This is a genomic window from Methanobrevibacter sp. (assembly GCF_015062935.1).
GTDB lineage: Archaea > Methanobacteriota > Methanobacteria > Methanobacteriales > Methanobacteriaceae > Methanocatella.
The window spans coordinates 21,591-33,612 of the sequence record NZ_SUTM01000017.1; the positions used below are offsets into that span (position 1 = coordinate 21,591).

Below are 12,022 nucleotides of genomic sequence, written 5' to 3' on the forward strand. Positions count from 1 at the left end.
TTTAATTTATTTGAATTAAAAATATTATTGATAAAATGATTCTTAAGGTAAAAAATATTTCTGAAATTGGGGGGACTGTCAAAGCACCACCGTCCAAAAGCTATTCTCACAGAGCAGTAATTCTAGCATCACTTGCTAAAGGAACTTCAAAACTTTATGACATGTTATATTCTGAAGATACATTGGCTTCAATCAGAGTATGTAAAGCATTGGGAGCTGAAATAAACAAAAAAGATAATTATCTGGAAGTTATAGGAACTGGGGGTAAACTTCATAATTCCTCTGAAAATCCAATTGATTTGGCAAATTCCGGCACTACCTTAAGACTTATGACAAGCGTTTCTGCATTGTCTGACAATGACGTTACATTAACCGGTGATGATTCTTTAAAAACCCGTCCGATGGGACTTCTGATGGGAGCTCTGCATCCTTTGGGTGTTGTAACAGAATCATTGAATGATAATGATAAGGCACCTATTTCAATAAAACCTGGATATGTGGGCGGTGAAACCAATATCATGGGAAATGTCAGCTCACAGTTTATATCATCAATTCTAATTTCATCACCTCTGTCTGAGGAGGGTGTAAAACTATATGTGCTTCCTGAATTTAAATCAAAGCCGTATGTCAACATGACATTGGATATAATGAGGAAATTCGGCGTTAAAACATTAAGCGGATATTATCTTAAGCATGAATCCTGCGATAAGGACCATCAAAGCTGCAGAATTGATGAATTTGTAGTAAGAAAACAGGATTATATTGCATGCGACTATACTGTTGAGGGAGACTATTCCTCTGCATCATATCTTCTGGCACTGATAGCAATCAACGGCGGCAAAGCTGTTGTAAGGAATCTGTTTAGAGATTCCAAACAGGGTGACAAATTCATCCTTGACATTCTTCAGCATATGGGTGCTACCGTAATTAGAGGGGAAGATTATGTTGAAATCGCCTCCAGCGGTGATTTAAAAGCAATTGATGTTAATCTCTCAAATGCTCCTGATTTGCTCATAACAGTTGCAGTTCTGGCCGCAATGGCTGAAGGAACAACAAATATTCGCGGTGTTGCCCATGCAAGAGTAAAAGAAACTGACAGAATCGATACCACCTGCAGGGAACTTGAGAAATTGGGATGCAAAATCGAAGAGCATGAGGATGGTATGAGCATTACCGGCGGTGTAAAATCAGGTACTGTAGACTCCCATGGAGACCACAGGCTGGCGATGGCATTCAGTCTAATTGGCCTTAAGCATGACATTGAAATAACAAACGGCGAAGTATTTGATGTATCATTCCCGAATTTTATAGAAGCTATGGCAGAACTTGGATTTGAACTGGAGTTAAAAGATGAATAAGGAAGAACGAGTAATTGAACTTATAAATCAGCTTGAAAATACATTTGAGATAAGAACATTTCTAGACCATGATCCGTATAAAGTATTGGTCAGGACAATATTGTCCCAAAGGACAAGGGATGAAAACACAGACCAGGCCACCAACAATCTGTTTGAAAAATATCCTGATATTTATGCAGTTGTAGATGCTCCAATCGATGATGTCAAGGAACTGATAAAACCTGCGGGTTTTTATAATGTCAAGGCGGCACGTATTCAGGAAGTCTCACAGATTCTGATTGACCAGTACGGAGGTGAAGTTCCGGATACTGTCGATGAGCTTGTAAAGCTTCCGGGTGTTGGAAGAAAAACCGCAAACTGCGTAATGGTGTTTGCATTTGAGCTTCCGGCAATACCTGTTGACACTCACGTTCACAGAATCTCAAACCGTTTGGGTCTTGTGGATACTAAAGATCCCGAAGAGACTGAAGTGGAACTTTGCAAAATCGCTCCTGAGGATTTGTGGATTAAGCTGAATGATTTGATGGTTCAGTTTGGCCAGAACATATGCAAGCCAATCGGTCCTCAGTGTGAAATCTGTCCTTGCACTGAAATCTGTGACTATTACAGTGAAAATATCTGATTTTTAAGGTGTTTTAACATGGAGTCTGTTGAATCTAAAATAAACATTAACGGCATTAACATATCAGTAAAGCAGGCAGGAACAGGTCCGGACATGATTTTAATTCATGGGATTTTCGCCACAAAAGAAATTATGAATCCTTTATATGAGGAAATCTTATGGCTAAAGCAATAGCACCAATACCATCATTAAAAGGAAAAGACACTAAAAAATTTTTAGAAGAAATGAAAAGGCCAAATAAAATGATTGAAAATAAAATTAAAGACAGGATTAAAAATGGTAGGCATGTTGATTTCTTTTAATTACTAGTTTATTTTTTTTGCATTTTATTTTTCCAATTTTTTCCAAAACATTTATAAAGTAAAACATTGTTATATAACAATAGTTATTATAACGAATGTTATATTAACTTTTAATATAACCCTTTTAATATACCAGTAAAACCAATTAAATAATATAGGAGAAAAAAACATGGCAAATATACCTGAATTAAAAAGAGGAGTGCTCGAAAGTATCACTGATGCTATCGGAAACACTCCAATCGTAAGATTAAACAATTTAACAAAAGATATGCAAGCAGAAGTAGATGTAAAAATTGAATCATTCAATCCAACTGGAAGTGTAAAGGACAGAGTTGCAGTTGCAATGATTGAAGATGCAGAAGAAAAAGGTCTTTTAAAACCTGGTGCAACAATAATCGAGCCGACAAGCGGAAACACTGGTATTGGACTTGCTTTTGCGGCTGCTGCAAAAGGCTATAAATTAATATTGACCATGCCTGACACCATGTCCATTGAAAGAAGAAAATTCCTAAGCGTTTTAGGAGCTGAACTGGTACTGACACCAGGTGCTGACGGAATGGGAGGAGCTATTGCAAAGGCTAATGAGCTCAACGAAGAAACTGAAGGCTCCATCATTTTAGGCCAGTTTGACAATCCTGCAAACGTTAAAATCCACTCAGAAACAACCGCTCAGGAAATCTTAAGAGACACTGAAGGAAAAGTTGACATTGTCATCGGAGGTGTAGGTACCGGCGGAACAATCACTGGAATCGGTAAAGTTTTAAAAGAGGAAGTTCCTGGCGTTAAAATCGTTGCGGTCGAACCGAAAGACTCTCAAACTTTAGGTAAAGGTGAAAAAGGACCACACAAAATCCAGGGTATTGGTGCAGGATTCGTACCGTCCATTTATGATGCGGATGTCATCGACGAGATTATTCCTGTTGCAAACGAGGACGCTGGAAACACTTTACTTGCCCTTGCAAAAGAGGAAGGTATTTTTTCCGGTATCTCATCAGGAGCTGCAACCTGGGCTGCACTGGATTTAGCTAAAAAAGAAGAAAACAAAGGTAAAAGAATAATAGCAATTTTACCTGATAACGGTGAAAGATATCTCTCCGTAGACTGGTTATTTGATTAAGAATAACTATTTATACTATATGTTATATTATATAATATTATAAAACTTGGAGAATTCAAATGTTTGATGGTTTAAGAAGTGAGATTCAGGCTGTAAAAGATAAAGACCCTGCAGCACGTTCCACACTGGAAATATTTTTGTGCTATCCTGGTTTTTATGCATTAATATTCCATAGGGTAAGTCATTGGCTGTGGAATCATTCTCTTAAACTTCTTGCACGTATGAATTCAAATTTAGCCAGATTTATAACTGGAATTGAAATTCATCCGGGCGCAACATTTGGAAAAAGAGTTTTCATTGATCATGGGATGGGTGTTGTTGTTGGTGAAACAGCAATTGTTGGCGATGATGTGCTGATATATCAGGGAGTAATTCTCGGAGGTACCAGTACTGAAAAAACAAAAAGACATCCTACCATTGAAGATGGAGTAATTATTGGAGCTGGCGCCAAGGTAATGGGAAACATTACAATAGGCAAGTATTCCAAAATAGGTACGGGGGCGGTTGTTTTAAAGGATGTTCCTCCGGAATCAACCTGTGTTGGAGTTCCCGGTCGTATAGTCAAGCATAAAGGAGTGCGTAAGAAAGTCGATCTTGACCACGACAAGCTCCCGGACCCTGTTGCCGATGCATTCAGGACAATTGAAAAACATCTTCAGGATAATGACAAGCGCTTTGAAATCTTATTTGACAAGCATGAAATATGTCTGGCAGAAGATATCAGGGATGAACAACAGGATTTAGAGGATTTGTTTAAAAAATAGAAGGGATTTTTATGAAACCACCTTGTGAAATCGTAGTATGGTATGTAATACCTGCAATCAGATCAGAACTAGCAAAAGAACTATTGAATTTGGGAATGAAGCAGAAAGATGTTTCTGAACTTATGGATATAACTCAACCTGCAGTTTCCCAGTACATTACAGATAAAAGAGGCAGCGGAATAAAACTGGATGATGATGTAAGAGGCATGATTAAGGAATTCGCACGCCAATTGTCTGAAGGTGAAGCAACTAAAGCGGATTTGATACCAAGAACCTGCAAAATATGCAAAAATGTAAGAGCTATCGATGTTTTGGAACAGCTCAACATTGACAAGTCTGAACTTGGTGAAGACTGTGAAAGTTGCATTGGTTCTGAACTGGAAGCTAAGTAATTTTGTAAAATATTGGAAAATATAGTAAACTATTTAAACTATTAATTACCAATATTTTATTATCCTATTAATTTTAGTGGCAAGTTTACCGAGTGGCTTAGGTGTGTGGCTGCAGACCATAATACGGGGGTTCAAATCCCTCACTTGCCTTTTACAATTACTATTTTTTGAGGTTATTTTTTATGGAAATTTATTCAACTTTATCTCGCAGTAAAGAGAATTTTGTGACTATTAACGATAACAGAGTTAACTTATTTGTATGCGGTCCTACCGTTTACGATGATGCTCACATTGGGCATGGTAGAACCTACATATCTTTTGATACAATAAAAAGATACTTGGAATACAAAGGATATGCCGTATTCTACATTCAAAATGTCACCGATGTGGATGATAAAATTATTAACCGTTCAAAAGAAAGCGGAATTCCGGCAGATGTACTGGCCCGCAAATTTGAAAAAAGATATCGTGAAGACATGCACAGATTAAATGTTGACGGTGTTAATCTATTTGCAAGAGCTACAGATCACATGCCTGAAATCATAGACCAAATCCAAAGGTTAATTGATAAGGGATTTGCATATGAAACCGATGACGGTGTTTACTTTGAAATAGATACATTTGAAGAATTTGGAAAACTTTCAAACAGAAATGTTGAAGAGCTGGAATCTCATCGTGAAATCGCAGAAACTTCCAAGAAAAATCAGCAGGACTTTGCGCTCTGGAAAAAACGTGAAGGAGTTGATGAACCAACCTGGCCGTCTCCATGGGGTGATGGAAGACCTGGATGGCACATTGAAGATACTGCAATTACCGAATACTACTTCGGAGAACAGTATGATGTGCACGGCGGCGGATTGGACTTGATTTTCCCTCACCACGAAGCGGAAATCACACAAATGGAAGCTGTCAGCGGAAAATCACCGATGGTAAGATACTGGTTACATACAGGATTTTTAAATGTTAACGGAGAAAAGATGTCAAAATCACTCCATAACTTCATTACAATCCGTGAACTGCTTGAAACCTATGAACCGGATACATTCAGATTCTTTGTACTGTCCACTCACTACAGAAGCCCTATAGACTTTTCAAAAGATTCACTTCACCAGTCTGAAAAAAGTCTTGAGAGAATCAGAAAATACTATGAACAGTTGGATGTTGAAGTTGATGACGGAGAATATGAATTCGATGCACTGACTCCTCACAAAAAAGAGTTCTTTGACAGTATGGATGATGATTTTAACACTCCAAAAGCCATTGCTGCAATATTCGGTTTGATTAATGACACCAAAAACGATTTAAGTGATTATTCAGATGAGGATAAAAAAGCTATCAAAGCATTCCTTGATGATGCCGCTCATATTTTGGGTGTTAGCTTTGAGATTGAAGAGGTTTCTGCAGGATCTGACGATTTGCTTAACTTAATTTCAGAAGTTAGATCAGAGTTAAGAGCCAACAAGCAATATGACTTATCAGATAAAATTCGTGATAACCTGCAGGCATTAGGTTATGAAATCAATGACTAAAGGGAATTATTCTCTTTATTTTTCTTATTTTTTTGTGTACTTGCTTTATTTTTGATAACATTTTGGCGATAAAAATTGATTGTATTATTTTTTGTATATGTGCAATATTGTCAATTTTTGATTGAGCCTATTCAAGTTTTTATTGAGCATTATTTAATTAGATTTATGGATTAAATTTGAATTAGTTTTTTTATTTATTATATTTTAATTTTTTTCTTTTTTGAGATTTTTAATTTTTTTTATCAAAGTTTTTTTTCAAAATATAACAATGTTTATATACTAAAAATAACAGATGTTATGTCTGTATAACATAAGTTATAATTTATTTTTTGTAGTTGTTATTTAGGCATACAAAACATTTATATATAAAAAATAACTATTGTTATATAGTAAATATAACACGTGATATATTTTACAGAAAATCAAAAATTAAGGTGATTATTAATGACAAATAACAAAAATTACGGATTAGCAACATTAGGTGTACGCGCAGGACAACAACCAGACCCCGTAACAGGGGCACAGGCAGTTCCAATTTATCAGACCACTTCATACGTATTCAAAGACTCAGATGAAGCTGCTAGGAGATTCGCCCTTCAAGAGTTTGGACAAATCTACTCCAGACTAACCAATCCTACCAGTGATGTATTTGAAGCAAGAATAGCTGCTATCGAAGGTGGAAACTCTGGAATTTCAACTGCAAGCGGTCTTGCAGCAATTACATATGCAATTTTGAATGTAACCGAACCTGGAGACAACATAGTTTCAGCAGACAACCTCTACGGTGGAACTTATCAATTATTTAATTACACTTTCAAAGATCTCGCAAGAGATGTAAAATTTGTTGACTCTCAGGATTTGGATGCTTTTGAAGCAGCAATTGATGAAAAAACCAGAGCAATATATGTTGAATCAATCGGAAACCCAAAACTTGATGTTCCGGACTTTGAAGCACTTGCAGAAATTGCACATTCACACGACATTCCATTGATTGTAGACAATACCGTCGGTGTAGGATTAGTCAGACCACTGGAACATGGTGCAGATGTCATTGCAGCATCAGCAACCAAATATGTCGGCGGACACGGTACTGCAATCGGAGGATACATCGTAGATTCAGGTAAATTCAACTGGGGAAACGGCAAGTTTGCAAACTTCACCAAACCTGACCCAAGTTACCATGGACTCGTATTCTGGGATGCATTCGGTGACGTTCCTGAACTCGGAAATCTCGCTTTTACTGTAAGAATCAGAGCAAGACTTTTAAGAGACCTTGGAGCAACACAGGCGCCAGTGCACAGCTTCATATTCCTGCAGGGACTTGAAAGCCTTGATGTCAGAGTAAAAAGACACTCAGAAAATGCACTTAAAGTGGCTAAATTCCTCGAATCCCACCCTAAAGTAAAATGGGTAAACTATCCAGGACTCGAATCCCACCCAACATATGAAATCAACAAGAAATACCTGAAAGACAATTTTGCAGGAATTTTAGGATTCGGTGTTGAAGGCGGAGAGGAAGCCGGAAGAAAAGTAATTGAAAAATTAGAACTGTTCTCAATACTTGCAAACATCGGTGATGCAAAAAGTCTCGCAATCCACCCTGCAAGTACAACCCATCAGCAATTAAGCAGGGAAGAACAGGAAGCTACAGGAGTAACTCCTGACTTCATCAGACTTTCCATTGGTCTTGAAGATGTTGATGATTTAATCGAAGACCTCGCTCAGGCATTAGATAGTATTTAAATTACTATCTAATAATTTTAAATTTATTAAAGTTTTTACCATAAAAAAGACAATTGGGAGATAATGAAATGTATTTGGACAACTCAGCAACTACACAAGTTAGCGAAGAAGTTTTTGAAGAAATGAAACCATATTTCATTGAAGAGTATGGAAATCCTTCCACTCTTTATGGAATTGGTCGTGAATCTAAAAAAGCATTAGATCAAGCCCGCCAAAGAGTGGCTGATGCAATTAATGCAAAACCTGAAGAAATAATCTTCACCAGCGGAGGTTCAGAATCTGATAATTTGGCAATCAAAGGTATTGCCTTTAAATTAGCTAAAAAAGGTAAACATATTATCACAACTAATATTGAACATCCTGCTGTTAAAAATACTTTAGGATTTTTGGAATCCCTTGATTTCAAAGTAACCTATCTGCCGGTCAATGAAGATGGTATAATCAGTATTGAAGATTTAAAAGATGCAATAACTGATGAAACAATCCTGATAACCATTATGCACGCTAACAATGAACTTGGTACTATTCAGCCAATTGAAGAAATTGGAAAGATTGCACGTGAGAAAAAAATCAAGTTCCACACAGATGCCGTTCAAAGTTTCGGTAAAATTGAAGTGGATGTTGAAAAATTGAATGTCGATTTGCTTTCATTATCTTCTCATAAAATCAACGGTCCAAAAGGTGTTGGAGCATTATACATCAAGAAAGGAACTCGCGTTGTACCTCTTATTCATGGAGGCGGTCAGGAAAAAGGAATCAGATCAGGAACTGAAAACGTACCTGGAATTGTCGGATTTGGAAAAGCCTGTGAACTGGCTGCAAATCAATTGGAAGAGCATTATGAAAAATTATCTTCAATTCGTGATGAACTAATTGATAAAGTTTTAACTACCATTCCTGAATCCTACCTGAACGGTTCTAAAGAAACCAGATTACCAAACCTTGTAAACTTCAGATTTAAAGCTATTGAAGGAGAATCATTAATTCTTCTTTTAGATGCAAAAGGTTATCAGGCATCCACTGGTTCAGCATGTTCATCAAATACCTTGGAAGCATCACCTGTACTGACTGCATTGGGCCTTGACCCTGTTGATGTACATGGATCATTAAGGATATCATTGGCACCTGAAAGCGATACTTTCGATGTTGATGAATTTGTAAATACAATTGCAGAAGCTGTTGGAAGATTAAGACAGATGTCACCATTATGGAATCAGGAACTTGACTATGATGGCGTAATGTGTAAAAAAGATCACGATGACTGTAGGAGATGTTAATTATGGATTATTCAGAAAAAGTAATGGACCACTTTGCAAACCCAAGAAACTGTAGAATGATGGAAGACGCTAACGGTGTTGGAACTGTAGGAAACCCAACATGCGGGGACTTGATGACCATCTACATCAAAGTCAATGACGATGAAGTAATTGAAGACATTTCATTCCAGACTTTCGGATGCGGTGCAGCGATTGCAACAAGCAGCATGATAACAGAAATTGCAGTCGGAAAAACATTGGATGAAGCATTGAAAATATCCAGAAATGATGTAGCAGAAGAACTGGATGGTCTTCCACCAATTAAAATGCATTGTTCAAACCTTGCTGCAGACGGACTTCAGGCAGCTATTGAAAACTATTATGAAAACAATCAATAATAATAAATACTTTAAGTAATAAAATATCTTTAACCTATTTTTAGGAGATGTTTATTATGGCAAAAATATTAAAATGTGACGATTGTGGAAGTATTATCCAAGTTTTAGCTGAAGGCGATGAAAAAGTATGTTCCGACCACATGCTTGAATTCCCTGTACAGACCGAAGGAGAAAAATCTCCAAAACACAAACCTGTTGTTGAAATCGATGGTGACAAAGTAACCGTTAAAGTCGGTGAAGCAGCTCACCCAATGGATGATGACCACTACATTGAATTTGTTATTGTTGAAGCTGGTGCTGAACAATACGCAAAATGCTTTAAACCAGGAGACGTTGCAGAAGCAACTTTCACAGTAAACTCCACAGATGATGTTAAAGCATTAGCATTCTGTAACCAACACGGACTTTGGTCCAGTGAATAAGTTTAAAATTAATTTTTAAACTTCTTTTTTTTATTTTTAAAAAATTTTCAATTAAATCTATTTTCCTACTTTATTTACATTAGTTTTATTGTAATCTGTATTTCCGTTAGTCTGTTTGGAAATCAACTGTTTTGCAATGCCGAATATTGTTTTCAGTAAAATCAGTCCGTCAGTTGAAACCTGGCGAATGAGATAATTTGGTCTTAAATAAAACCCGATAAACGCTTTTTTTTGGATTTTTCTAAGTTCTTCACTGGAACAATCCACGGTTTTTAAAACAGGATTAATAAGAGTGTATTTTGACCAGTCCTTAATATTGATTAGGTTTTTCTTAAAAGTTTCATTATAAAATCGGGTACCTGGATATGGTGTAGCAAGACTGTATAATGCATAATTAGGATTAAGTTTTTTAACAAATTTTATAGTCTGTTTCATGCTTTTAATGGTGTCTTCAGGCATGCCGATGACACATGATGCAATTGACCTGATGCCTACTTCACGGGCAAGCTTAAATGCGTTTTCAGTTTTGGAAACTGTAATATTTTTATTCATTTTTTCAAGCATTTGCTGGTCTGCACTTTCAACACCAATGAAAATGGTTATGCAGCCTGCATCTTTCATTGTTTGCAGTAAATCCCTATCAAGAGTATCGACTCTTGAAGTGCATCCCCACCAGAATTTCAAGTCACGTTTTTTAATTTCAGAACAGAATTCCTTTACGAAACGTTTGTTTAATGTAAAAGTATCATCCATAAATGCTATTGTGTCAATATTCTGCTCCATTAAGCGCATCTCAATTTCATTAACCACATTTTCCACTGATCTTCTGCGCAGTTTATGGCCGTGAAGGGCGGCTGATGAGCAGAAGGAACATTGCATAGGACATCCCCGTGTGGTAATGATGGTTGCAACATTGGTTGTAATGTTTAGGATTCTATACTTTTCCATTGGGAATAAATGGAAAGCAGGAAACGGCAGTTCATCCAGATTTTCAATTATTGGTCTGTCTGGAGTAACTATTAATGAACCGTCATTTTCATCATGGAATGCCAATCCCTCAACATTAAATAAATCACCGTTATTTTCAATTGTCCTGACAAGTTCAAGTAAAGTGTACTCTCCTTCTCCTCTAACAACTACATCAACGCTTTCTTCTTCCAAAACGCTTTTATATTCAAAAGTAGGATGATAACCTCCTAAAACAACTATTGTATCAGGTTTTACCTGTTTTATTTTGTCGGCTGAATCAAGTGCAACTCCGATGGTTGGTGTTAATGCACTGATGGATACAATATCAGGATTTCTTTTTAAAATCTCTTCACCGATTTCTTCATAGGTTAATTCCAGCGCTGAAGCATCCAGTACATCAACATCGATATTGTGCTGTTCCAGTACTGCAGCCATATATCCGATTCCTAATGACGGCGCTACAACGCCTAAAAATTTATATTTTGAATTTGTTTGAGGAGGATTGAGAAAAGTTACCTTCATGTTATCAACAATTTTGAATTTTATATAGTTTATTTTTATTAAAATATATATAAGTTTTTTTCATGAAAAATTATAATAATATGTTTTTAAATAATATATATCGTGTCTAGTTATATAAAATTAATAATTTTCATTGTTGTTTTAGTACTTATTTCAACAGCCATCGTCTTTGTAGAAAGTTCAACAGATGATATGAACAAATCAATGCACAGTATTAGTGACGGCATTGTTCAGGGCGATAGCGAGTATAATGAGGCTGTTGATTTGGTCAACAGTAAAAATTTTCATGATGGAATGGAAAAGGTGGAATCTGCAGGTAACAGTTTCAATAATAGTTTAGATAAGTTGCGCCAGATTCAAAACAGTTCTCAGGATATTAATGAAATCCACAGAGAATATATTAATGTTGTCATTACTGAATTGGAACTAAAACTTCAAGCTATTGATTTATTTAAGGAAGCTATAGATTGTTTTGAAGTCCAGTCAAATTATACTGGTTCAAATTATGCTTATCAGGCAAATGATTTGATGCTTCAGGCAAAAGAATATCAAAACCAGAGAGATTCTATAGTTGCCAATAATTCAAATTTATTTAAGGAAGAATTTAATATATGATATGAGGTTTTAA

14 protein-coding genes and 1 tRNA gene are annotated in these 12,022 nt (G+C 36.3%); 14 read left to right on the forward strand and 1 reads right to left on the reverse strand.

From position 1 onward, the window contains the following. Nucleotides 1–35: 35 nt before the first annotated feature. From aroA to E7Z81_RS08640, 13 genes are all read left to right on the forward strand, one after another. Nucleotides 36–1,358, forward strand: coding sequence for a 3-phosphoshikimate 1-carboxyvinyltransferase (gene aroA / locus E7Z81_RS08580; protein ID WP_292746372.1), 1,323 nt, complete (start codon nt 36–38; stop codon nt 1,356–1,358). Beyond that, complete coding sequence (nth, locus tag E7Z81_RS08585) at nt 1,351–1,980, forward strand: endonuclease III (protein WP_292746375.1); 630 nt, start codon at nt 1,351–1,353, stop codon at nt 1,978–1,980. Before aroA ends, nth begins: the two co-directional genes overlap by 8 nt. Nucleotides 1,981–1,998: 18 nt before the next feature. Further along, the gene (locus tag E7Z81_RS08590) at nt 1,999–2,154 is read left to right on the forward strand and encodes a hypothetical protein (RefSeq protein ID WP_292746378.1); all 156 of its coding nucleotides are present in this window, start codon (nt 1,999–2,001) and stop codon (nt 2,152–2,154) included. Further along, on the forward strand, nt 2,139–2,282 hold the full coding sequence (locus E7Z81_RS08595; RefSeq protein WP_292746381.1) for a hypothetical protein: 144 nt from the start codon (nt 2,139–2,141) through the stop codon (nt 2,280–2,282). The genes E7Z81_RS08590 and E7Z81_RS08595 overlap by 16 nt, the downstream gene beginning before the upstream one ends. A gap of 169 nt (nt 2,283–2,451) precedes the next feature. Next, nucleotides 2,452–3,399, forward strand: coding sequence for a cysteine synthase A (gene cysK / locus E7Z81_RS08600; protein ID WP_292746384.1), 948 nt, complete (start codon nt 2,452–2,454; stop codon nt 3,397–3,399). Nucleotides 3,400–3,458: 59 nt separating this feature from the next. Continuing rightward, entirely contained in the window at nt 3,459–4,163 is a 705-nt protein-coding gene (gene cysE / locus E7Z81_RS08605) for a serine O-acetyltransferase (protein ID WP_292746387.1), read from the forward strand. A gap of 11 nt (nt 4,164–4,174) precedes the next feature. Beyond that, the gene (locus E7Z81_RS08610) at nt 4,175–4,555 is read left to right on the forward strand and encodes a transcriptional regulator (protein WP_292746390.1); all 381 of its coding nucleotides are present in this window, start codon (nt 4,175–4,177) and stop codon (nt 4,553–4,555) included. Between the two features lie 78 nt (nt 4,556–4,633). Beyond that, nucleotides 4,634–4,705, forward strand: a tRNA-Cys gene (locus tag E7Z81_RS08615). A gap of 32 nt (nt 4,706–4,737) precedes the next feature. Continuing rightward, the gene (cysS, locus tag E7Z81_RS08620; RefSeq protein ID WP_292746392.1) at nt 4,738–6,084 is read left to right on the forward strand and encodes a cysteine--tRNA ligase; all 1,347 of its coding nucleotides are present in this window, start codon (nt 4,738–4,740) and stop codon (nt 6,082–6,084) included. A gap of 444 nt (nt 6,085–6,528) precedes the next feature. Further along, the gene (locus E7Z81_RS08625; protein WP_292746395.1) at nt 6,529–7,827 is read left to right on the forward strand and encodes an O-acetylhomoserine aminocarboxypropyltransferase/cysteine synthase family protein; all 1,299 of its coding nucleotides are present in this window, start codon (nt 6,529–6,531) and stop codon (nt 7,825–7,827) included. 68 nt (nt 7,828–7,895) lie between these two features. After that, on the forward strand, nt 7,896–9,104 hold the full coding sequence (gene nifS, locus E7Z81_RS08630; RefSeq protein ID WP_292746398.1) for a cysteine desulfurase NifS: 1,209 nt from the start codon (nt 7,896–7,898) through the stop codon (nt 9,102–9,104). 2 nt (nt 9,105–9,106) lie between these two features. Next, nucleotides 9,107–9,481 (forward strand): Fe-S cluster assembly scaffold protein NifU, encoded by a 375-nt coding sequence (gene nifU, locus E7Z81_RS08635; RefSeq protein WP_292746401.1) that lies wholly within the window; start codon nt 9,107–9,109, stop codon nt 9,479–9,481. A gap of 56 nt (nt 9,482–9,537) precedes the next feature. Next, nucleotides 9,538–9,903 carry a desulfoferrodoxin family protein gene (locus tag E7Z81_RS08640; RefSeq protein ID WP_292746404.1) on the forward strand — a complete coding sequence of 122 codons (366 nt, stop codon included), beginning with the start codon at nt 9,538–9,540 and terminating at the stop codon, nt 9,901–9,903. Nucleotides 9,904–9,960: 57 nt separating this feature from the next. On the opposite strand, the gene E7Z81_RS08645 is transcribed toward E7Z81_RS08640, so the two are convergent. Beyond that, nucleotides 9,961–11,394, reverse strand: coding sequence for a radical SAM protein (locus E7Z81_RS08645; protein ID WP_292746407.1), 1,434 nt, complete (start codon nt 11,392–11,394; stop codon nt 9,961–9,963). A gap of 102 nt (nt 11,395–11,496) precedes the next feature. Between E7Z81_RS08645 and E7Z81_RS08650 the strand changes: the two genes are divergently transcribed. Beyond that, entirely contained in the window at nt 11,497–12,009 is a 513-nt protein-coding gene (locus E7Z81_RS08650) for a hypothetical protein (protein ID WP_292746410.1), read from the forward strand. Nucleotides 12,010–12,022: the final 13 nt, after the last annotated feature.

Excerpts from the sequence above, each read along its gene's own strand:
- nifU (WP_292746401.1), top strand. The coding sequence starts at position 9,107 with ATGGATTATTCAGAAAAAGTAATGGACCACTTTGCAAACCCAAGAAAC.
- cysK (WP_292746384.1), top strand. The coding sequence starts at position 2,452 with ATGGCAAATATACCTGAATTAAAAAGAGGAGTGCTCGAAAGTATCACT.
- nth (WP_292746375.1), top strand. The coding sequence starts at position 1,351 with ATGAATAAGGAAGAACGAGTAATTGAACTTATAAATCAGCTTGAAAAT.
- E7Z81_RS08645 (WP_292746407.1), bottom strand. The coding sequence starts at position 11,394 with ATGAAGGTAACTTTTCTCAATCCTCCTCAAACAAATTCAAAATATAAA.
- cysE (WP_292746387.1), top strand. The coding sequence starts at position 3,459 with ATGTTTGATGGTTTAAGAAGTGAGATTCAGGCTGTAAAAGATAAAGAC.
- cysS (WP_292746392.1), top strand. The coding sequence starts at position 4,738 with ATGGAAATTTATTCAACTTTATCTCGCAGTAAAGAGAATTTTGTGACT.
- E7Z81_RS08640 (WP_292746404.1), top strand. The coding sequence starts at position 9,538 with ATGGCAAAAATATTAAAATGTGACGATTGTGGAAGTATTATCCAAGTT.
- nifS (WP_292746398.1), top strand. The coding sequence starts at position 7,896 with ATGTATTTGGACAACTCAGCAACTACACAAGTTAGCGAAGAAGTTTTT.
- E7Z81_RS08590 (WP_292746378.1), top strand. The coding sequence starts at position 1,999 with ATGGAGTCTGTTGAATCTAAAATAAACATTAACGGCATTAACATATCA.
- E7Z81_RS08595 (WP_292746381.1), top strand. The coding sequence starts at position 2,139 with ATGGCTAAAGCAATAGCACCAATACCATCATTAAAAGGAAAAGACACT.
- aroA (WP_292746372.1), top strand. The coding sequence starts at position 36 with ATGATTCTTAAGGTAAAAAATATTTCTGAAATTGGGGGGACTGTCAAA.
- E7Z81_RS08625 (WP_292746395.1), top strand. The coding sequence starts at position 6,529 with ATGACAAATAACAAAAATTACGGATTAGCAACATTAGGTGTACGCGCA.
- E7Z81_RS08610 (WP_292746390.1), top strand. The coding sequence starts at position 4,175 with ATGAAACCACCTTGTGAAATCGTAGTATGGTATGTAATACCTGCAATC.